This window comes from Hoeflea sp. TYP-13, assembly GCF_040932035.1.
Lineage (GTDB): Bacteria > Pseudomonadota > Alphaproteobacteria > Rhizobiales > Rhizobiaceae > Hoeflea_A.
In genome coordinates, this window is the sequence record NZ_JBFRBB010000001.1 from 1,995,937 (window position 1) to 2,016,706 (window position 20,770).

Sequence of the window (20,770 nt, forward strand, 5' to 3'; positions counted from 1 at the left end):
GCGTTTGCCCGTCAGATGCAATTAGCGGCAATATTAAAATCTGCGCGATCTTAACTATGGCGGAGCGGCGGTAAGTCAACGCATATGGATCAGATATCGATACATGTTAGTTGAATACTGATCGCGTGGCTAATTGTGCAGCTATATATTCAGATAATCTATAAAACCTTCCCGCGCCTGGTCTGTGTCGAGAGCGTATTCTCATAGACCGCAGCACGCTTCGTCCAATTACACACGGTGCGTGCGTTCGGCGATCACATCGGAGATGTCGATTTATGCTCATCCCATATCGATGAAACAAACGTATTTACATTGCGAAATAGATGATACATATGTTTCTTACCGGCGATTAAGATGGGAATGACCGGCGCGTTGGTGGTCGTTGCGCCAGCTCGAAGCCATCTATCGATCGGGCGAAGGCAACAAAGCACGTTTACTGGATTGCGAGATGTCCCACGTATTTCCAAGGCATACCAAAGCCAAACTTCCTGTCGCAACAGGTGGTGAGGGCTGTTACATCATTGACAGTACCGGCAAACGCTATCTCGACGGTTCGGGCGGTGCGGCGGTTTCCTGTCTCGGACATGGTGACCCGGAAATTGCGGCCGCGATTAGTGGGCAGTTGGAAAAGGTCGCGTTTGCACATACCGGGTTTTTCACGTCGGACTCGGCTGAAGAACTCGCCGACCTGTTGATCGAACACGCGCCGAAGGGCATCGACCGTGTGTTTTTTGTATCCGGCGGATCGGAAGCCGTCGAGGCGGCGATCAAGCTGGCCCGTCAGTACCACCTGGAAAACGGAGAGCCCGGACGCCACAGGCTGATCGCGCGCCGGCAAAGCTATCACGGCAATACGCTGGGTGCGTTGGCTGCCGGTGGAAACGAATGGCGGCGTCAGCCATTCTCGCCGCTAATGATCGAGACGTCCCACATCGCGCCCTGTTACGAATATCGCAACAGACGTGAGGGTGAGACTGCCTATGAATACGGTCAGCGTGTCGCCGGGGAACTGGAAGACGAGATCAACAGGCTGGGACCGGAGACCGTCATGGCCTTCATCGCAGAACCGGTTGTCGGAGCAACAGCCGGTGCAGTTCCGGCTGTCGAGGGATATTTCAAACGCATACGCGAGATCTGTGATCGATACGGTGTCTTGCTCATCCTGGATGAGGTGATGTGCGGCATGGGCCGCACCGGAAGCCTTTTCGCCTGTGAGCAGGATGGTGTTTTGCCGGACATCGTAACCGTCGCTAAGGGGCTTGGCGCCGGATATCAACCCGTTGGTGCGATGCTGTGTTCCTCAAAAATCTATAGCGCCATCGAAGGCGGTTCCGGTTTCTTTCAGCACGGGCATACCTATATCGGACACCCGGTGGCGTGTGCAGCGAGCCTGGCGGTTCTCAAGGCAATATTGAACCGGGATCTGATAACGCGGGTTCAGGAAAAGGGTCAGGTGCTTTTCGACAGGCTCAACGCTGCGTTCGGCCAGCACCCGCATGTGGGCGACATTCGTGGCCGAGGGCTTTTTCGCGGGATTGAACTGGTGGAAGACCGGTCAACCAAAACACCCTTTGCGCATGAGCGCGGTGTCAACAAGATGATCAAGAAGGCGGCGTTTGAATCCGGCCTTATCTGCTATCCGATGGGGGGGACGGTTGACGGAGTGCGTGGGGACCATGTGCTTCTTGCGCCGCCGTTCATCGTTGAAGACGGCCAGATTGACGAGTTGGTCACGAAGCTGGGAATTGCACTGGATACGATCTAGGCGGTAACCAGTTCCTGACGTTTTTCCAGAAGCGCGGATAATTGTTCAACATAATTATCCCAGCCGCTGTCGTGCATGTCCCGGCTTTCTTCCTTGCGGAATCCGGAGTGGCGGATGCGAAGGGCGGTGCCGTCGTCATCGGCTTCGAACAGCACGTCTATTTCGGTTATTTCGCCGTCGCGGTCCCATTCCCACGTGTAGCGGACATGGCGATCCGGCACGACGGCAAAGAACAGGCCTTCGGCACGGTTGCAGCGGTCTTCGCTCTCCATGAACAGGCGATAATGCCCACCGACGGTAGGATTAATATCCATTTTGGTGGCCGGAGGAATAATCGTCTCCGAGCACACCCACGCCGCATAGACACGGTTTGGCGGGAAAGGCAGTGCGTAGCTCTTGTCTATCTTCATACTATTCCTTCACTGCAATCACAGTGTGGCCAGATGACGGCCATAGCGGGTTCATAGCAAGACGCGACACGAATCGGAGTTAACAAATTTTAACGCGTTGAAACTGACTTGAAAATGTGCATATACACATCTTGAGGTGGTTGAATGGGCATCGATATTCCGAAAGAGGCCAGCACCGAGTGCATGGTTCTGAAGACAAGGCAGGCGGCAAGAGCAATCACTCGCCGCTATAACCGGCTGCTGCGCCCCTATGGTCTTCACTGCACGCAGGTCTCGCTTCTTTATGCCGTTGCCGCCAACAGATACAAATCCGTTAGCGACATGGCCGAGCAACTTGCCATTGAACGGAGCTCCCTGACACGCAATCTGAAGCTGCTCCGAACGCGCGGATACATCAAAGCTGATCAGGTCGGGCAGGGCCGGCCGCAGAGTTTCGAATTAACGCGTGAAGGCGAAGACCTTTTAACGACGCTCATTCCAAAATGGAAAGAGGCGCAGGCCGGTCTGCGTGAAGAATTTGGCGACCGGGAGTGGGACAAAGTCCAGGCATCACTTTCACTGGTGGGTGCCGTTCGCTGAAATTTCAACCAAACGTGTATATACACAAGGAGTCTCCTATGCCGCAAAGTAAGATTGTCATTACCGGAATGGGATTGGTGACGCCGCTTGGCTGCGGTGTGGGGCAGGTCTGGGACCGACTTGTCGCGGGCAAATCCGGGATACGCACCAACGACCGGGTGGATTGCAGCGATCTTCCGGCGAAGATTGCCGGTCTTGTGCCCGACATAACGGCAGATGAATACGGCCTCGCTGTTGATGCGGTCGTCGATACCAAGGAGCGCAGGAAAGTTGACCTGTTCACGATCTATGCGCTCGCGGCCGCAGAAGAAGCGCTGGTCCAGGCAGGTTGGAAACCGGAAAGTGAGGATCTGAAAATCCGTACAGGAACCGTAATTGCGACCGGCATTGGCGGTTTCCCGGTGATAACTGAAGCTGTGAAAACCTTGGAAAGCAGGGGACCGCGCAGACTATCCCCTTTCGTGGTTCCGGCCTTTCTCGCCAATCTGGCGGCGGGAAATATATCTATCAGATACGGTTTCAGGGGCCCGATCGGTGCGCCGGTTACTGCCTGCGCAGCGGGATTGCAGGCCATCGGTGACGCAATGCGTCTCATTCGGTCCGGTGAAGCCGACGTGATTCTGGCCGGTGGCACGGATGCCTGCATAGACCGGCTTTGCATCGGCGGTTTTGCTGCCGCGCGAGCGCTCTCCACCCGCAACGATGCGCCGGAACGTGCATCCCGGCCCTTCGATCAGGATCGCGACGGATTTGTCCTGGGCGAGGGAGCCGGTCTCGTTGTTCTGGAGACACTGGACCATGCGATCGCACGGGGAGCCACGCCGCTGGTCGAGGTGAGCGGTTACGGAACGAGTGCCGACGCCTGGCACCTGACTGCGGGCCCTGAAGATGGTTCTGGCGCCGCGCGGGCACTGGACGCCTGCATTAATATGACGGGCTCATCACTGGACGATTTTGGATATGTCAACGCGCATGCCACATCGACGCCGGTCGGAGATCGTGGCGAAATCGCTGCCATGCGCGCTGTTTTTGGAGAGCGGATCCGGAGGCTGGCAATTTCATCGACCAAGTCGGCCATCGGCCATCTTCTGGGCGCGGCCGGCGGCGTGGAGGCTGTATTCACAGCCATGGCGCTGCGCTCCGGACTGCTGCCGCCGACACTGAATTGCGACCGGCCCGAAGAGGCGTTTGCCGATCTTGATTTTGTACCGAACGAAGCCCGTCGCGCAGAAGTGAAAGAGGCGCTGTGCAACGGGTTCGGATTTGGCGGTGTCAATGCAACGATTGCGATGCGCGTTATCGGCTGAGTCCAAGGCTGCGCGGGCCTGGTCTCAACAGACCGGTCCGCGTCAGGCGATATCCCTGTAAACTTCGTCGTCATAGCCGATTTCTGCCAGCACCTGATCGATCCGCTCCTCAAAGCGTCGACGGCTCAGAGCGGTGCGCACGGCAATAGCGAAACAAACAAGGCTGAGAACGATGCAGGCCAATATGTCGACACCGCCACGCAGTATCCCAAGTCCGCCGCCGAAATTGCCCAGCCAGGATATCAACACAATCCCGCCGATGAAGGGAACAAGCCAGGCTGCCTGGTAGAGATCCAACTCATCGCGTGCAATGCGCCGGTAGCGGATGAAGAACATCACGACGCCGAGGGCCAGCAGCAGGGCAAGAACCCGGATGGTTTCCCATCCGCTCCAGTAAACGATCAGTGTGATGCAAACAAAGCTGAAGCCGGCGACAACTGGTGCCGCCGGAACCCTGAACGACCGTTTGTAGTGAGGCGCAATTCTGCGCAACGCCATCAACGCGATCGGACCGACTGCCAGCGAAAGCACGATCGCTGAAGTGTAAATGGCAATGATGAGATGGAAGTGCAGCAGCGAAACCATAACTGATGTGATGACGAGGTTCAGAAACAACGCGTAAAGCGGAACGCCAAACCGGTTGAGAGCCCTGAATATGCTCGGCAGGATCCCAGTTGTCGTGAGCGCCAATGCAAGTCTTCCGTTTGAGCCAGCCGAAACGAATGCAGATCCAAGGGGTGATATGACGGCTGCGACATTGGTCATGCTGACGAGCCACAACATACCGAGTCCTTGAGCGATTGCGGCCAGAGGACCTCCGCCGCCAACAAAGGTCAGGCTCGACCAACCGCTTTTGAGATCGGTTTCGCTGAGCGCGCCGACAAACGCCACCTGGAGTCCGACATAGATCAGCGAACACACGACGATCGCAAGGATGAGGGCGGCGGGAATGGTGAATTGGGGATTCCTGGCCTCGCCCGCCATGTCGATCGCGTGCCGGAAGCCGACGAAGGACAGGGCTATCCCGCCAGCCGAGATGGCGGCCATGACGCCATGGGCACCCGTTGGGGCAAAGCCTTCATCGCCGACGAAATTTCGGAAATCGAAATGCGCGTAGATCAGCGCCACGCTGATGACGATTGGGATGGCGATCTTCACCCAGGTAAGTGTCGTGTTGATATAGGCAAAGAGGCGGACGCCAAAGGCATTCAGAACAACAAACAAGACCAGCAGAGCGGCTGCCACGCCCTTTCCGGAAAGGGACAGTGAATCGAAATCGGCGGTGTCATAAAGCCACGGATTGTTTATGGCCAGGTATCGAAGCATCGCTTCAACATCTGTCGGTGCCGCGGCGTTATAGCCGATCCAGGCAAACCAGCCCATAGTCATGGAAACAATGTTGCCGTGGCTGAACTGCGGAACACTGGCAATCCCGCCTGGAAAGGGCAACATGGCGGAAATCTCGGCAAAGGTCAGCGCGATCAGCAACACGGCGGCGCCACCAACGAACCAGGAGATGATTGAGGCAGGGCCTGCGAGGTTGGCTGCAAGCAGTGGGGCAAACAGCCAGCCGGAACCGATGATGCTGCCGACGGCCACGAATGTCAGGCCGATCAGGCCGATTTCACGGTTGAGCCGATTATCGCGCATCACCCCTCCCATCGGCGCACCGTCTGTCTGTATATCATAGGTTTAATTGCTCGATTGCAGCGCGTAAACCGTGCTTGCTGTATTCAATACCAGGGTACTTTCCGGCGCGCAGGTTGGGACCACGCCCAATTGCGTATCCCGGTTGGCAAGAGGCTGTGAATCTGCCTAGTGTCGAATTGAGGAGTATGCAGATGTGTGAGCTCTTTGGTGTTTCGACCTCCAAGCCGGTGCGGCTTTATTGCAGCCTTGAGGAGTTTGCCAAACATGGCGGACGTTCCCATGTGAACAGGTCGGGTTGGGGCGTTGCCTACTACGAGGACAATGACGTTCTTCTGATCCGTGAGGCTCTGCCCGCATCGCAAAGCCCCTGGATCGAATTTCTGGAAACCCACGGGCTCACGAGCCAGTGCATCATCAGCCATGTCCGCTATGCGACGGCCGGAGCCCCTTCCATCGTCAACACGCATCCTTTCCGCAGGGAATTGGGCGGGCGGATGCACGTTTTTGCGCATAATGGCAGCCTCGAGGACATTGAAACGCGTCTGGGCTTTGAGTCTGACGAATTCCGCCCTGTCGGACAGACCGATTCCGAATATGCATTTTGTCTTATGCTCCAGCGGCTTTCGCCGCTCTGGCACCGAGCCGGCGGTAGCGTTCCACGGCTCGACGAGCGGTTGGACGTGGTTTCACATACAGCAGCGGAACTGCGCCGGCTTGGGTCGGCCAATTTTCTCTATGCCGACGGGGATGTGCTATTCGCTCACGCGGACAAAAGGCGTTTTGACGTCGATGGCAAGTTCGGTGAAATACGGCCGCCCGGCCTGTGTCTGGGGCGTACAAGGGAAGTGGCCAAAGGGCTGGATATCAGCTGGCCTGTGGCCAAAACGAACGGTCTAATGGTAGCAAGCGTCCCGCTGACATCAAGCGGATGGACACCGCTCGGGGAGGGAACAGTGATCGCTCTCAGGGATGGTGAAGAAATAGCCCGAACGCCCTAAGAGTTGGCATCCGTGCCGAATTAGGCTGTCTGAGACGGCAAATTCCCATGCGTGATCGTGTGAAAGCCTTAGTAATGGATATCGCTGACATCGATGTTGTAGCGTTTGCTCCATGCCTCTACGACCGGCATATCAAGCGCTGCGGGCAGCGCAGTAAAGCCGCTGGCACCACCTGCCAGGATGTGCTCGCAGCAGCGATTGTGTGCAGCGAAGATCGGATCGATGAAAAACATGACCGTCGGTGAATCCAGCATGAAGTTCAGCGGCGCCTTGTTGGCGGCAACACGGGAGATTGGAAAGCCTTCCCCAAACTCATCATCGGCGCCCATATTGATCAGGTGTACGTCGTCACTGATGTCCGACGGCGAGAATAGCTCCTGCACAAGTCCCGGATGGCCGGTTGCCGTTATGACTGCAAATGCATCGTTTATGGCCTCAAGAAGGGTAGGGCTGCCGGCGCTCCTTTCAGTGGCATGACCGGTCGCTGCAGCGTGTTCGAGATGGGTTGGGTTGGAGTCCACAACCGTAATTTCGGCACCTTCCCGCGAAAGGTAGCGCGTTATGCCGCGGCCAACCTTGCCGTATCCAAAAACGACGAATTTCCTTCCGCTCAACTCCGGCTCGATGAATTGCTTGATGGCCCGCACACAGGCTTCGCCAGTGCCGAACATGCCTTCTAGACATTTCAGCTTCGACAAATCCAGACTGTATATGGGCAGCGTCGTGTTCAGTTTGCTGTAGGCGGGTGTTCCCGATTGCGTAAGCTCAACGTAACCCCGACGTATGGTCACGTTCTTCATTGACGGAATCTGGGCACAGCAATCGAGCGCAATATCGTATTCGCCGCTTATGCGGTCGTGATCGAGTTCGATATCGGCTCCGGCCTCACGCAGGAGGTCGGCACATTCCATCTTTGGTGCAAGGCCGGGCAGTTTCAGGTGCGTGACGGTAAGCTCCGCACCGGCCAGATAGAGCGGCTCCAGCTTCAGCATGGTTTCACGCGTGAGCGGAATATTATGCAATATCCGAAACCCCTCCAAAGGTTTCGACCGGGCCCATTGAGACCCAAGCTCCTGCAGAAACGGATACTCACCTTCGTAGGCGCTGTTAAACCGTTGCAGCTTTTCAATATCCATAGTGGCACCGCCTTGGATTGGTGGAATCAGGAAAACGCATACAGTCCTGAATTGTAGTTAGAATTGGATCACATCTCTATGGCGGCACAAATTAAAAGCCCCGCAACGGGCATGATGGGCGGATCATGACACGTTGCGGGGCCCGAAAAGCCAGCATGTCCTCTATGCATATTATGCAATCCTGGCTTCCGGATCCTTTATGAGAATTTCTTCAACAAAGTATTGTATCTTCCTGGCCTTTTCGTGCGGCCGTCCCTTAAGGCTCGCGATGTCTATCGGGTGGCCGACGTTGATGGCATATTCACTGCTGTATCTCTGGTTAAGTTCCCGCGCATATTGAAGTTTTGCGAGTGGCTCGGACAAATTCCGCCAGAAATAATAGGCACGTGAATTGCGTGCCAGAATATGCGCGGGGATTACCGGCACGTTACCGATCGTTGCGAGGCTGACAAACAGCCGCTGCCAATCCCGCTCGCGGATAACACCGCCTTCCCGGAGCGCCATTATTCCGGCCGGAAACATCACGACAAGTCTGTCTTGCGCAAGATGATTCCGCGTCTCCTCTACGGCACGCCTCACAATGCTGGGTGCTTGTCCGTTCCTTCGATAGTCCAGCGGAACGATCGTGTCTGCAGCGTTGGGATTTATCTTCAACAACTCACTGTCGAGGATAAACGAAACGTCCCGTCGCAAATGACGCAGCAGATTGTAGAGTGCGGCCCCGTCACTAATACCCGTCGGGTAATTCGCAACGACAATGCCTCCACCGGAAGTGGGGATGTGGTGACTGCCGGCGGCAACAACCCGGGGCGCCAGCGCAACTCTGAATTTTTCTATAATTTCGGCGCCGGTTGAACAGCGCGCCAGTTCACCGAGAATCACATCAGCTTTACGTCGGTTGATGATTTGATCGCAAACAGGTCGCAACATCCGGCCGCCTCCCTGCCCATAGACGAAGGGAATGTGGCGACGCAGCAGGTTGTTCATTGCCAGGTTGCCACGTAGCCTCGTCCCGGGAGATTGGGGTACGAAACCTGGGGGCGTCGTCATGTCTCTGTTGATGAATTCCTGATAGCTCATGGCGATGACACCCGATGAGCGAATTCTGCACAGCCAAGAAGACGGATTCCGTTCGCTAAAGCCCGCTCCGCGCAACCATGCACGATGCGCGACCAACCGGTTCCGTGTAGTGTATCTCCGAATGCCACCGGAATTTCTCCCCAGATTGCCGATGTTCGGGTCGATGTGGCTGCGGCCCATCGACTTACATTTCAACTGCCTATTATAAATAAAATATAACGCAAATAAAAAATACCATAAAATTTTAGTGATGGGGTTAACGTAACCACAGATTTTTTGGGGGCAACTGAACTAAGAAAGAAGCTCCGAAGATTCCATGTATGCAACAAATTTTGGACAATTGTGTAGTTCGATAATCTATCCACTTTCCAGTGCCTGTCCTCAAGGAGGATGTTCGTAAAAAACCTTGCGGCCGTTGTGCTGGCTGGCTTGTAAAGCAAACAGTACTTTCGATGCATGATGGATGACAGATGATATCCGGCCTTTCGAAATCGTTTGTACAATTCAGTCAAATACAGTGTTGATTGAATCGTTTTTGACAGCGTATTGATGGTTAGCCGGGATAGTTATTTATTAAAATATATCTAAAATATTAATTGGTACTGAGTGTGTAAAAAATTGAAATATACAAAAAGATGCTGGATTTAAATTTCACAATGTACAGTTTATATTTGTATCGAATGGAAGCGCCCCGACTGTTTGCTCAATGTGCTGTTTGACATATTGCCAGCGTACCAGCCAAGGGCATAATGGCGACCGGATTCAGACGACCGCATGGACCTGATGAGTCTGCAACCAGGCACTCAACTTACCCGGAGGTATCGTGGTCGAAACCGGTCAGTTTGATTATGTTGTAGTCGGAGCCGGGTCAGCCGGCTGTGTTCTGGCCAATCGCTTGTCGGAGGATCCGGACAAGACGGTGCTTCTACTCGAAGCGGGCGGGAGCGACAATTATATCTGGGTTCAGATTCCTGTCGGCTACCTCTACTGCATCGGCAACCCGCGCACGGATTGGGGTTTCAAGACGGAGAAGGAAGCGGGCCTGAATGGCCGTTCAATAGCCTATCCACGCGGAAAGGTCCTGGGTGGCTGCTCGTCGATCAACGGTATGATTTACATGCGCGGGCAGGCGGCTGACTATGACCACTGGCGCCAGCTCGGCAATGCCGGTTGGAGCTGGGACGATATCTTCCCCTATTTTTTGAAATCTGAAGATCATTTTGGCGGCGGCAGCGAAATGCATAATGCCGGGGGTTGCATGCGCGTAGAGCAACAACGGCTGTCGTGGGAGGTTCTCGATCGCTTCAGCGATGCCTGCGAACAGGCCGGAATTCCCAAAGTCGACGATTTCAACCGGGGCAACAATGAAGGCGTGAGCTACTTTCAGGTCAACCAGAAGAGCGGTTGGCGTTGGAATATGGCAAGGGGTTTTCTGCGCCCGGCGCTCGGGCGGCGGAACCTTACAGTCATGACAAAAGCGCAGGTGACGAGACTGATCTTGAAAGAGGGGCGGGCGGTCGGCATGGAGTTTGACCGTGACGGAACCGCGCATCGCGTGACAGCGAATGCGGAGGTTATTCTGTCTTCCGGTGCCATCGGTTCGCCGCAGTTGTTGATGCTCTCCGGTATTGGCGACCCGGAATACCTTTCGGGTCACGGCATCGAGACGTTGCATGCGCTGACGGGTGTCGGCAAAAACCTGCAGGATCATCTGCAGCTAAGAACGATCTTCAAGGTCGACGGCGCCAGGACGCTGAACGAGCGCGCCTCAACTCTTTTCGGAAAAGCCGCGATCGCCTTGGAATATGCGCTTTGGCGAAAAGGACCGATGTCCATGTCGCCGAGCCAGCTCGGAGCATTTGCAAAATCGGATCCCGGTCTCGAAACGCCCGATCTCGAATATCACGTACAACCCTTGTCTCTGGACAAGTTCGGCGATCCGCTGCACGAATTTCCGGCTATCACCGCCTCGGTTTGCAATCTGCGCCCGCAAAGCCGCGGGCATGTCGGCCTCAGGAGCAGAGACTGGCGCGATGATCCGGTCATTGCGCCGAATTACCTTTCAGAACAGCCCGACCGGCAAACGGCTGCCCGGGCGATACGGCTTACGCGCAAGATCATGGCGCAACCGGCATTAGCCGGTTATCGGCCGCAGGAATATCTGCCGGGACCGTCCTACCAATCGGAGGATGAACTTGCAGAAGCTGCAGGCAATATCGGGACAACCATTTTTCACCCCGTGGGAACCGCAAAAATGGGCGATGACCCAGGGGCGGTTGTTGATGCCAGGTTGCGGGTGCACGGCATTGACGGTCTGCGAGTGGTGGACGCTTCCATCATGCCGACCATCACCTCAGGCAACACAAACGCCCCGGTGGTGATGATTGCGGAAAAAGCCAGTGACATGATCCGCGAAGACGCGCGGTGAAATCAGGTTGGGGCAGGGCCTGTTGAGTTGCCGAGCACGAGCTCGGTCTCCCACAATTCGTGAACGGGGCTCATGCCCGGATTCTCGATTGCTTCAATCAGCATTTCCGCACATCGCTTGCCCGCCGATTTGATTGATGAACGAAGGGCAGTGAACATCGGGATATCGCCGCTGTTTGCAAGAAATGAAAGCGTGTCGTCATGGGTTACAATGGAGATGTCGCGGCCGGTCTCCAGGCCGGCTTCCTGTATGGCGCGGACTGAGCCCATCGCCGGCAGTATGCTCGAGCATAAAATCGCCGTGGGGCGATCCGCCAACGACAACATTTGCCGGGTGCGCAGATAACCGTAAGGCTCCATCATGTCTTCTGAAAACATGATCTCGGGGGCGGCTTCGATACCGTGGGCTTCAAGGGTCTCCAGATAGCCCATGCGACGGCGCTGGGCAAAGGTCATGCTTTCAATGCCGTTTAGCAATCCTATGCGGCGATGGCCAAGGTCGATCAAAAGGCGAGTTGCGCGCTGAAACGAGCGGCGGTTGTTGACATCCAACCAGGAGTAGGTGGTGTCGTCGTCTGCGCTTCGGCCATGAACGACAAACGGCATGTTGAGTTTCTTTAACAACGCAATTCGGGTATCGCCGACCAAGGGCGCATGAACCATCATTCCGTCTACCCGCTTGCTGGCGACGAGTTTGTAGTATGTCTTTTCTTCAAGCTCCCGCGGCACGATAGACATCAGCATGTCGTATCCGGCCTTTGAATAGGTTTCGCCGGCACCGGCAATAAAATCGGAAAACAGCGGATTGATCATCATGTGATCGGATTGCGGCACAATATGACCGATGGTCTTGGATTTTCCGGTCGCCAGTTTTTTCGCATGGGGGCTTGGCGAGTAATTCAACTGCTGCGCCATGTCCAAAACCTTGCGCCTGGTCTTTTCGCTGACTTCCGGAAAACCGTTTAGCGCACGGCTGACGGTTGTCTGGGAGATTCCCAACGCCTGTGCCAGCTGTTTGAGGTTTACGCCCATATTTCTTCCAAAGCGATTTGATCAACAATCCACAAAATAGTCACACATTGAGAAATTTGGCAACACAGCCGTTTTCAAAACAGTGAGAGCGATGAGTTGATTTTAATCGATTTAAAAAATCTTGACTGAAAAAACACAACAAAAACAAAGGGTAAAAATTTGAATAGCTATTGGGCTCTAAAATTAGTTAACAAACGCGTTGACAGATGTTGATTGTGTCTGCATTTTTAACTCAATTCAAACCGCTTTGGATTTTGCGGTTGAAGACTGATTGCATCGCCGGTGCGGGCAAACCGCACATTGTATATCGGGAGGAAAAGTTATGAAAAAAGTCACCGCAGTAGCGGGCATCATCTGTGCGCTTGGATTGGGGGCAGCCACCCTTGACGCTACACGTGCGCAGGAACTTGCGTTCAAACCCGGCGAAGACAGCCGGTTCAACTGGGCAAGTTATGAAGCACTCAAGGATATGGACCTCAAAGGCGAGACGATTACGGTATTCGGTCCCTGGACTGGTGCCGACCTTGAACTCGTCGAGGGAATGATCGCGTATTTCGAGGCCGCAACTGGGGCCAATGTCGAATATACGGGCTCGGATTCTTTCGAGCAGCAGATCGTCATTGATACACAGGCGGGAAGCCCGGCCAACATTGCCGTATTTCCGCAGCCGGGCCTGGCGTCGGATCTTGCGGCGAAAGGATTGCTAACGCCGCTCGGTGACGGGGTACGAGATTGGGTCGCCGAAAATTACGCCGCGGGTCAGTCATGGGTTGATCTGGGTACCTATTCCGACAAGGGCGGCAATCCTGTCTATTTTGCGTTTCCGTACAAGGCCGATGTGAAGTCGCTTGTGTGGTACTCGCCAGAAAACTTTGAAGATGCAGGCTACGAAGTTCCGCAGACCATGGAAGAGCTAAAGGCGCTCACCGAGCAGATTGTAGCCGATGGTGGCACGCCCTGGTGCATAGGGCTCGGTTCGGGTGGCGCCACGGGATGGCCTGCAACGGACTGGGTAGAGGAATTTATGCTGCGCACGCAAAGCCCGGAGACCTATGATAAATGGGTGCGCAACGAGATTCCGTTTAACGACCCCGCTGTGATCGGGGCAATCGAGGAATTCGGCGTCTTTGCGCGCAATGACGCCTATGTCGATGGTGGCGCTGAAGCTGTCGCCACGACCGATTTCCGCGACAGCCCGAAAGGCCTCTTCTCGTCACCGCCAAAATGCTATATGCACCGTCAGGCGTCGTTCATTCCTTCTTTCTTCCCTGAAGGCACTGCCCTTGGCGAAGATGCCGACTTCTTCTATTTCCCGGCCTACGCCGGCAAAGATCTGGGCAAACCTGTGCTTGGAGCCGGTACGCTGTTCGCGATTACCAGGGATTCCAAAGGTGCGAGGGCCTTCATCGAATTTCTGAAAACACCGATTGCGCACGAGGTCTGGATGGCGCGTGCAGGCTTCCTGACCCCGCATAAGGGCGTCAATCCGGATACCTACGCAAACGAAACCCTTAAAAAGCAGGGTCAGATTCTGACCGATGCCACCACCTTCCGTTTCGACGGTTCCGACCTTATGCCCGGCAAGATTGGTGCCGGTGCGTTCTGGACCGGCATGGTGGACTACGCAGGTGGCAAGCCGGCCGCCGACGTTACAGCCGAAATCCAGGAAAACTGGGATGCGCTGAAGTAACGACGGTGCTTGCTGTGACCGCGTCTGACCCGGGCTACACCTCCCGGCCCGGGTCATAAGACAGCAGCAACCGCTTTTTGGGAGATGCATTTTCATAAACGGTATTAAATCGCCGATTTCTCTTGGGAAACGCTTGAAGGGGCAGTGCGATGAATCAGCTTGTTTTTGCAACGGTAACTATGGTTTTGGGCGTTGCCGGGTGCGCGGCCTATTTCCTGGCATCGAACTGGATCCTGGATGCCATACTTCCCTCGAAAGATGGCGATGGTGAAAAGGCGATCCGAAACCTTCGGCTTGCCAATACAATCCGTCCCTGGCTGTTCCTGGCACCGGCACTGCTGGCTCTTGGCATCTATCTGTTTTACCCTGTGCTTTCGTCTTTGCGGCTATCCTTTTTCGGTCGTTCGGGCGACGAATTCGTCGGCTTGTCCAATTACGCCTGGATGCTTGCCGATGGCGAGTTTCACGAATCCATGCTCAACAACATGCTGTGGCTGGTTTTTGTTCCGGCAGCAGCCACTTTCTTCGGGCTTGTCATTGCTGCAATGACCGATCGGGTCTGGTGGGGCAACATCGCCAAAAGCCTCATCTTCATGCCAATGGCGATATCATTCATCGGCGCGGCCGTTATCTGGAAATTCATCTACGACTATCGAGCAGAAGGCACCGAGCAGATTGGTCTGCTCAACGCTCTCGTGACGTTTTTCGGCGGCGAACCGCAGGCCTGGATCACGCTGCCTTTTTACAACAATTTCTTTTTGATGATCATCCTGGTGTGGGTGCAGACCGGATTTGCCATGGTGATATTGTCTGCCGCGTTGAGAGGCATTCCGGAAGAAACAATCGAAGCGGCGGTGATCGACGGCGCAAACGGGTTGCAGATCTTTTTCAAGATCATGGTCCCGCAGATATGGGGAACCATCGCGGTGGTCTGGACCACGATCACCATCCTGGTGCTAAAGGTTTTCGACATTGTCCTGGCGATGACGAACGGACAATGGAACACGCAGGTTCTTGCAAATCTCATGTTTGACTGGATGTTCCGCGGGGGAGGTGACTTTGGCCGCGGTGCCACCATCGCGATCGTCATCATGGTTCTGGTGATCCCGATCATGGTCTGGAACATCCGCCGCGCCAACTCCGAAATGGAGGGCCGTTGATATGGCTGCCACTGCTTCAGCAAAATCACCGCTCACATGGGCCGTCCATGCAGGTGTGCTCTTTCTCGTCATTGTCTGGACACTGCCGACCTTCGGCCTGTTCGTATCTTCCATACGCGACAAGGACCAGCTTGCCGTATCGGGCTGGTGGACCGCGCTGACCGCGTCCGAGCAGCGCAAGATCGGCCGCACGGCCGCGCCCGACACGCAAATTGAAGAAAACGGCAAGTATGTGCTCAAGGGCAACATCCTCGACGATGCAAGCGGTGCGATCACGAAATTTGGTGTGCGATCGCAGCAGCCCTCGGCATTCACTGCCGGTGACACAGGCGAGATGCCGAATGGCGCGATGATGACGGTTGATGCAAACGGCGATTACCAGTTGGTCTCCGACAAGCCCTGGACCGGATCGCGTGGCAAGCGGATCTTCTACACCGTCAAGGCGCCACCGCGCTTCACACTGGAAAACTACGCCAACGTCCTGCGCGCCAACGGGCTGGGGCAGTCCTTCATAAACTCGCTGACAGTCACGATACCCTCAACGGTGATCCCCATTTTGATAGCTGCATTTGCGGCTTACGCTCTGGCGTGGATGAAGTTTCCCGGCAGGGCGCTGCTGATCGCCGCGGTTGTCGGGCTGCTCGTCGTGCCGCTGCAGATGTCGCTGATCCCGCTCTTGCGCCTCTACAACGAGGCGGGCCTGATACTCGGGGTCCCGGCAAAAACCTATGTCGGCATATGGCTGGCTCATACCGGATTTGGGCTACCGCTGGCGATCTACCTACTGCGCAACTACATAGCCGGCCTGCCGCGCGAAATAATGGAATCCGCCAAGGTGGACGGCGCCAGCGACTTCGACATCTTCTTGAAGATCGTGTTGCCGCTTTCTTTCCCGGCTCTCGCGTCATTCGCCATCTTCCAGTTCCTGTGGGTCTGGAATGATCTTCTGGTGGCCATGGTTTTCCTTGGCAATGGCGACGACCAACTGGTGCTGACCGGTCGGTTGCGCGAGCTGCTCGGCTCACGCGGTGGCAATTGGGAAATCCTCACGGCCTCCGCTTTCATAAGCATCATCGTACCGCTTTGCGTGTTCTTCGGACTGCAGCGTTACCTGGTGCGTGGACTTCTCGCCGGTTCGGTCAAAGGTGGCTAACGAATGACAATTTTGGACAGGAATCTGATGCCTGAGCGTATTTTATCCTCTTCGCCGGTCGACATTGACTGGTGGCGCGGTGCCGTAATTTACCAGATCTATCCGCGTTCCTTTCAGGACACCAGCGGCGACGGCACCGGCGATCTGAAGGGAATTGCCGAACGGCTGCCGCACATTGCATCTCTCGGTGTCGATGCGGTCTGGATCTCCCCGATCTTCAAGTCTCCGATGCGTGACTTCGGATACGATGTTTCCGATTACGAAGACATTGATCCGATGTTCGGGACGATTGAGGATTTCAAAGTGCTGGTGGACCGGGCACACGCGCTGGGGCTGAAAGTGATGATCGATCAGGTTCTGTCCCATTCATCGAGCGATCATCCGTGGTTTGTCGAAAGCCGCAGTTCCCATGACAACGACAAGGCGGACTGGTATGTCTGGGCCGATGCCAAACCGGACGGCTCCCCGCCAAACAACTGGCTGTCGATCTTTGGCGGTTCCGCCTGGCAATGGGATACCGGCCGTCGGCAGTACTACCTGCATAACTTCCTGGCGTCACAGCCGGACTTCAATCTTCACAGCGAAGCGGTCCAGGACGCGCTCTTGGAAACGGTCCGGTTCTGGCTCGATCTGGGTGTCGACGGCTTCCGGCTCGATACGATCAATTTCTATTTCCATGACAAGGCGCTGCGGGACAATCCGCCTCTCAATCCTGATATGCGCAACGCCAGCATAGCGCCCGATGTCAATCCGTATAACTTTCAGGACCATCAATTCGACAAGAACCAGCCGGAGAATCTCGAGTTTCTGAAACGCTTCCGCCGTCTGCTTGAATCCTACCCCGGATCGGCGGCAGTTGGAGAGGTCGGCGATGCGCAACGGGGGCTCCAAATCGTTGCCGATTACACGTCCGGCAACGACAAGGTTCATATGTGCTACAGTTTTGATCTGTTGTCGGCGACCCCGCCAAGCGTCGAATATCTCACCAAAGTCGTCACCGATTTTGAAACCACGGTTGCAGACGGCTGGGCCTGCTGGGCGTTCTCCAACCATGATGTCCAGCGGCACTCGACCCGCTGGTCGGAAACGTTCGGCAACACTCCGAAACATCTCAAACTGCTGGCCGGCGTATTGCTTTCGCTGCGGGGCTCGGTCTGCGTCTATCAGGGCGAAGAACTGGGATTGCCGGAAGCAGAATTGCGTTTTGAAGACCTGCAGGACCCCTACGGCATCGAGTTCTGGCCAAGCTTCAAGGGGCGCGACGGTTGCCGCACGCCGATGGTCTGGAGCGCCGGGGAGGAAAATGCCGGATTTTCATCCGGAGCCCCTTGGCTTCCGGTGCCAGATTCACACCTGGCATATGCGGTCGATCGCCAGGAAAAAGATCCGGATTCGGTGCTTCAGCATTACAGGCGCTTCATTGCGTTTCGCAGACAGTACAAGCCGCTTGTGAAAGGGACTATCGAACTTGACGGTCAGGATGGCAACTTGTTCTGCTTCCGGCGCCGCCACGGCAATGAAACCATATTTTGCGCATTCAACATGTCGGGTGAAGAGCGAACCGTTCACATTCCGGAGGACAGTGTCGAAACGCTTTCAGATAGCGGCTTCGGCGGTCGTGCCGACGGTCACACCATAATCATTCCACCGGTCGATGCCTTTTTCGGCATCGTCGGCTAGGCGCACGCGCGCATATACTATCAGCGGGGAGGAAACCCATGTCCGGTCTGAAAATTGCCAATGCCAAGAAAGCCTACGGCGACGTCGAGGTGCTTCATGATGTCAACCTGGATATCAAGCAGGGAGAGTTCATCGTCTTCGTGGGCCCGTCGGGATGTGGCAAGTCCACCCTGCTGCGCATGATCGCCGGACTTGAGGAAATTACCGCCGGCACGATGGAAATTGGAGGCAACGTCGTCAACCAGATGCCGCCATCGAAGCGCGGCATAGCCATGGTTTTCCAGTCCTATGCGCTTTACCCGCACATGACCGTTTATGACAACATGGCCTTCGGTATGAAAATAGCCCGGGCCTCAAAAGATGAAATCGACGAGCGTGTGCGCTCGGCAGCCGAAAAGCTGCAACTGACGGAGTATCTCGACAGGTTGCCCAAGGCGCTGTCCGGAGGCCAGCGCCAGCGTGTTGCTATTGGCAGGGCGATAGTGCGTGATCCGAAGGTGTTCCTGTTTGACGAGCCGCTTTCCAACCTCGACGCGGCACTTCGCGTTGCAACGCGTATCGAGATCGCACGGCTGAAGGAAAGCATGCCCGACGCGACGATGATCTACGTCACCCACGACCAGGTCGAGGCCATGACGTTGGCGGACCGGATCGTTGTCCTTTCCGGCGGATATGTCGAGCAGGTCGGGGCGCCCATGGAGCTCTACGAAAATCCGCACAATCTGTTTGTCGCTCGTTTCATCGGCTCACCGGCCATGAATATCATGCCGGCGACAGTCGAGGAGACCGGTGAATCAACGCTGGTGGCCTTGCAGTCCGGAGATCACGTCCGCGTGCCGGTGCCGTCACCTGACGCAATGAAGGGTGCAAATGTCCATTTTGGTGTTCGTCCCGAGGATTTGAGACTGGCGGATTCCGGCGGTGGAATTTTGCACGGATCGGTATCGATGACGGAATCGCTTGGTGAAGTAACGCTCGCCTACATGGACGGTACCGGATCAGACGAGCCGATGACGGTCAAATTGCCTGGTAATCAGGATATCAAGCGCGGTCAGGAGCTCTCGCTCGACGCCAATGCCGATAAACTGCACCTGTTCAATGATGCGGGCATTTCCTTCCGCAGTATGAATTGACTGTCCAATAGGCATTTATCTCGCCGCTTGTTCATGTTATGTTCTGGTTTTGCTTAAACAGGACAGGCAAGACCATGACACCGGTTCCCGAATTTCAGGACTGGACGGCCAAGGCCGTCGAACATCGCTTAATAGAGGCGGCGGAAACACTCACCCTGTGCCCAAGAGCCTTGGGGCCGAAGGCCTATGGCAATTCGATGCCTGAGCCGCTGCGCCGCCAGAGCGATGCCTATGCCTCCAATGCGCCGCGCTACCGCCGCAGACCGTCGGCGGGCGCGATGGATCGCATGGAGATATGCTGGACATGGATCAACGCGTTGGACGAGAAACAGGACCGTCAGCTTCTCTATGACTGGGCGCGAGCCAAGGGGGGCCGGGGCCGGTCGCTGAAAGTGCTTGCGATGGAGGAGGGGATGAGCGACCGCACGCTGCGGCGCGAAATCACCCGTATCTGCAAGACGATCGCCAGGCGGCTCAACCGGCAGCACACGCCGCAACATTCTGAAGCTATCAATGACGAGCCCCACAACGCTCATCAGGCTGATGAGACAGTAGCGCCGAACCGCACCCATGACACGCACTGGCGGGCGCATAATGCGCGACCGGTGATTGACAGCGCGCAGCCGCAGTCACGGACTATTCCCCGATAGGCCGTTGACCGGACGCCGGGAATTGTGCCGGGGCTGACCTGCTTGTATGCGCCACAACAAATTCCCATAGGGGTTCGTGCAATACAGCAGGGTTGTGGCACGCTGGAGTTGCTTGCGATGCTCTTCACCCGCACATCACATTTCTTTCATAAAACCTTGTTCGCAAAATAATCATACCCATATGAACCAGAACATTTTTTCCGGGCGTTTCAACCGGTTGGCTTCAACCAGCGCCCGCGGGAAAACTGTTGTTCGAGCCAAGAAGCGGAGCTTTCCAATGCGACTTTTTACCGTCGCCGCCATTGCATTGGTGGCCGGGGGGATAACTGTCGGCTATTTGATGCCGGAGAGGACCAGCGCGACCGGGGAGGGGATTGCGCTGTCTGAAAAAGATGAATGGTCCACCAGCCGTTACAATCGTTTCGGAAGCTGGGAGTCCATTTGTGAGGTGAGCGATCCCGCAGGCGGGGTTCAGGACACGGGCGCAGATGGCACGCGTGAACGGTGTTATATGCGTTATGTCGACATGTTTGGCCCCGAAGGTGAGCCGGACGCCTATGACCGGTTCGGCACCATTGCCGCCTACATCAGTCCCAACGGCAACGGATTGAGGGTGGAGTTTGACGTTGAAAACGGCGTGACCTTCAACAAGGGCGGCTTTCACCTCGCACGTGAGGAAAAAGCCGTGTGGAACCTCGACCGGGATGACTGCCTGACGAGCGGTGTGTGCACCTTTACCGGACCGGCGGCCGATGCACTGGTGCGGGCCTTCTCCGACCAGACCGGAGAGACGCTTTACATGCATGTCGAATTCACCGACCGCTATGGTCAGACGCTGAAGCGCAACTGGCCGATGCTGCCTTTTGCCAACGCCTTCGCAGATTTCGAGAAGAACGTGCAACTGACCTCGATGTGAAGTC

Annotated in this window: 17 protein-coding genes; 12 read left to right on the top strand and 5 right to left on the bottom strand. The window is 55.8% G+C overall.

All coding sequences use genetic code 11. The annotated features are described in order from the left end of the window. The first annotated feature begins 448 nt into the window (after positions 1-448). Positions 449-1,765 (top strand): aspartate aminotransferase family protein, encoded by a 1,317-nt coding sequence (locus tag ABVT35_RS09575; RefSeq protein WP_368466099.1) that lies wholly within the window; start codon positions 449-451, stop codon positions 1,763-1,765. Here the strand turns inward: ABVT35_RS09575 and ABVT35_RS09580 are convergent. Beyond that, positions 1,762-2,175 (bottom strand): SRPBCC domain-containing protein, encoded by a 414-nt coding sequence (locus ABVT35_RS09580; RefSeq protein WP_368466100.1) that lies wholly within the window; start codon positions 2,173-2,175, stop codon positions 1,762-1,764. The genes ABVT35_RS09575 and ABVT35_RS09580 overlap by 4 nt on opposite strands. Positions 2,176-2,319: 144 nt before the next feature. Here ABVT35_RS09580 and ABVT35_RS09585 point away from each other — a divergent pair, with 144 nt between their 5' ends. Together ABVT35_RS09585 and fabF are read left to right on the top strand one after the other, a co-directional pair. After that, positions 2,320-2,754 (top strand): MarR family winged helix-turn-helix transcriptional regulator, encoded by a 435-nt coding sequence (locus tag ABVT35_RS09585; protein ID WP_368466102.1) that lies wholly within the window; start codon positions 2,320-2,322, stop codon positions 2,752-2,754. Positions 2,755-2,792: 38 nt separating this feature from the next. Continuing rightward, positions 2,793-4,061 (top strand): beta-ketoacyl-ACP synthase II, encoded by a 1,269-nt coding sequence (fabF, locus tag ABVT35_RS09590; protein WP_368466103.1) that lies wholly within the window; start codon positions 2,793-2,795, stop codon positions 4,059-4,061. Between the two features lie 42 nt (positions 4,062-4,103). On the opposite strand, the gene ABVT35_RS09595 is transcribed toward fabF, so the two are convergent. After that, positions 4,104-5,711, bottom strand: a complete 1,608-nt coding sequence (locus ABVT35_RS09595) for an APC family permease (RefSeq protein WP_368466104.1) — start codon at positions 5,709-5,711, stop codon at positions 4,104-4,106. A gap of 191 nt (positions 5,712-5,902) precedes the next feature. Between ABVT35_RS09595 and ABVT35_RS09600 the strand changes: the two genes are divergently transcribed. After that, positions 5,903-6,709, top strand: a complete 807-nt coding sequence (locus ABVT35_RS09600; protein ID WP_368466105.1) for a class II glutamine amidotransferase — start codon at positions 5,903-5,905, stop codon at positions 6,707-6,709. A 68-nt stretch (positions 6,710-6,777) separates the two neighbouring features. Here the strand turns inward: ABVT35_RS09600 and ABVT35_RS09605 are convergent, their stop codons facing one another. Together ABVT35_RS09605 and ABVT35_RS09610 are read right to left on the bottom strand one after the other, a co-directional pair. Further along, positions 6,778-7,845, bottom strand: coding sequence for an NAD-binding protein (locus tag ABVT35_RS09605; RefSeq protein ID WP_368466106.1), 1,068 nt, complete (start codon positions 7,843-7,845; stop codon positions 6,778-6,780). Positions 7,846-8,016: 171 nt separating this feature from the next. Beyond that, positions 8,017-8,925 carry a 1-acyl-sn-glycerol-3-phosphate acyltransferase gene (locus ABVT35_RS09610; protein WP_368466107.1) on the bottom strand — a complete coding sequence of 303 codons (909 nt, stop codon included), beginning with the start codon at positions 8,923-8,925 and terminating at the stop codon, positions 8,017-8,019. A gap of 823 nt (positions 8,926-9,748) precedes the next feature. On the opposite strand from ABVT35_RS09610, the gene ABVT35_RS09615 reads away from it, so the two are divergent. After that, positions 9,749-11,353: a GMC family oxidoreductase gene (locus ABVT35_RS09615; RefSeq protein WP_368466108.1), complete on the top strand. Its 1,605-nt coding sequence runs from the start codon at positions 9,749-9,751 to the stop codon at positions 11,351-11,353. A 2-nt stretch (positions 11,354-11,355) separates the two neighbouring features. Here the strand turns inward: ABVT35_RS09615 and ABVT35_RS09620 are convergent, their stop codons facing one another. Continuing rightward, complete coding sequence (locus ABVT35_RS09620; RefSeq protein WP_368466109.1) at positions 11,356-12,384, bottom strand: substrate-binding domain-containing protein; 1,029 nt, start codon at positions 12,382-12,384, stop codon at positions 11,356-11,358. Between the two features lie 322 nt (positions 12,385-12,706). Between ABVT35_RS09620 and ABVT35_RS09625 the strand changes: the two genes are divergently transcribed. The 7 genes from ABVT35_RS09625 to ABVT35_RS09655 all read left to right on the top strand — a co-directional run bounded on the left by ABVT35_RS09625 (position 12,707) and on the right by ABVT35_RS09655 (position 20,766). Further along, complete coding sequence (locus tag ABVT35_RS09625) at positions 12,707-14,074, top strand: ABC transporter substrate-binding protein (protein ID WP_368466110.1); 1,368 nt, start codon at positions 12,707-12,709, stop codon at positions 14,072-14,074. A 149-nt stretch (positions 14,075-14,223) separates the two neighbouring features. Next, complete coding sequence (locus ABVT35_RS09630; protein WP_368466111.1) at positions 14,224-15,234, top strand: carbohydrate ABC transporter permease; 1,011 nt, start codon at positions 14,224-14,226, stop codon at positions 15,232-15,234. A 1-nt stretch (position 15,235) separates the two neighbouring features. Next, positions 15,236-16,387: a carbohydrate ABC transporter permease gene (locus ABVT35_RS09635; RefSeq protein ID WP_368466112.1), complete on the top strand. Its 1,152-nt coding sequence runs from the start codon at positions 15,236-15,238 to the stop codon at positions 16,385-16,387. Between the two features lie 27 nt (positions 16,388-16,414). Then, positions 16,415-18,067: an alpha-glucosidase gene (locus ABVT35_RS09640; RefSeq protein ID WP_368466305.1), complete on the top strand. Its 1,653-nt coding sequence runs from the start codon at positions 16,415-16,417 to the stop codon at positions 18,065-18,067. A gap of 38 nt (positions 18,068-18,105) precedes the next feature. Further along, the gene (locus ABVT35_RS09645; RefSeq protein ID WP_368466113.1) at positions 18,106-19,200 is read left to right on the top strand and encodes an ABC transporter ATP-binding protein; all 1,095 of its coding nucleotides are present in this window, start codon (positions 18,106-18,108) and stop codon (positions 19,198-19,200) included. A 74-nt stretch (positions 19,201-19,274) separates the two neighbouring features. Next, the gene (locus ABVT35_RS09650) at positions 19,275-19,850 is read left to right on the top strand and encodes a DUF6362 family protein (protein WP_368466114.1); all 576 of its coding nucleotides are present in this window, start codon (positions 19,275-19,277) and stop codon (positions 19,848-19,850) included. 277 nt (positions 19,851-20,127) lie between these two features. Next, positions 20,128-20,766, top strand: a complete 639-nt coding sequence (locus tag ABVT35_RS09655) for a hypothetical protein (protein ID WP_368466115.1) — start codon at positions 20,128-20,130, stop codon at positions 20,764-20,766. Positions 20,767-20,770: the final 4 nt, after the last annotated feature.

Coding starts and splice junctions, on each gene's coding strand:
- ABVT35_RS09610 (WP_368466107.1), bottom strand. CDS start 8,925: ATGAGCTATCAGGAATTCATCAACAGAGACATGACGACGCCCCCAGGT.
- ABVT35_RS09575 (WP_368466099.1), top strand. CDS start 449: ATGTCCCACGTATTTCCAAGGCATACCAAAGCCAAACTTCCTGTCGCA.
- ABVT35_RS09625 (WP_368466110.1), top strand. CDS start 12,707: ATGAAAAAAGTCACCGCAGTAGCGGGCATCATCTGTGCGCTTGGATTG.
- ABVT35_RS09650 (WP_368466114.1), top strand. CDS start 19,275: ATGACACCGGTTCCCGAATTTCAGGACTGGACGGCCAAGGCCGTCGAA.
- ABVT35_RS09630 (WP_368466111.1), top strand. CDS start 14,224: ATGAATCAGCTTGTTTTTGCAACGGTAACTATGGTTTTGGGCGTTGCC.
- ABVT35_RS09635 (WP_368466112.1), top strand. CDS start 15,236: ATGGCTGCCACTGCTTCAGCAAAATCACCGCTCACATGGGCCGTCCAT.
- ABVT35_RS09655 (WP_368466115.1), top strand. CDS start 20,128: ATGCGACTTTTTACCGTCGCCGCCATTGCATTGGTGGCCGGGGGGATA.
- ABVT35_RS09595 (WP_368466104.1), bottom strand. CDS start 5,711: ATGCGCGATAATCGGCTCAACCGTGAAATCGGCCTGATCGGCCTGACA.
- ABVT35_RS09620 (WP_368466109.1), bottom strand. CDS start 12,384: ATGGGCGTAAACCTCAAACAGCTGGCACAGGCGTTGGGAATCTCCCAG.
- ABVT35_RS09600 (WP_368466105.1), top strand. CDS start 5,903: ATGTGTGAGCTCTTTGGTGTTTCGACCTCCAAGCCGGTGCGGCTTTAT.
- ABVT35_RS09580 (WP_368466100.1), bottom strand. CDS start 2,175: ATGAAGATAGACAAGAGCTACGCACTGCCTTTCCCGCCAAACCGTGTC.
- ABVT35_RS09640 (WP_368466305.1), top strand. CDS start 16,415: ATGCCTGAGCGTATTTTATCCTCTTCGCCGGTCGACATTGACTGGTGG.
- ABVT35_RS09645 (WP_368466113.1), top strand. CDS start 18,106: ATGTCCGGTCTGAAAATTGCCAATGCCAAGAAAGCCTACGGCGACGTC.
- ABVT35_RS09605 (WP_368466106.1), bottom strand. CDS start 7,845: ATGGATATTGAAAAGCTGCAACGGTTTAACAGCGCCTACGAAGGTGAG.
- ABVT35_RS09585 (WP_368466102.1), top strand. CDS start 2,320: ATGGGCATCGATATTCCGAAAGAGGCCAGCACCGAGTGCATGGTTCTG.
- fabF (WP_368466103.1), top strand. CDS start 2,793: ATGCCGCAAAGTAAGATTGTCATTACCGGAATGGGATTGGTGACGCCG.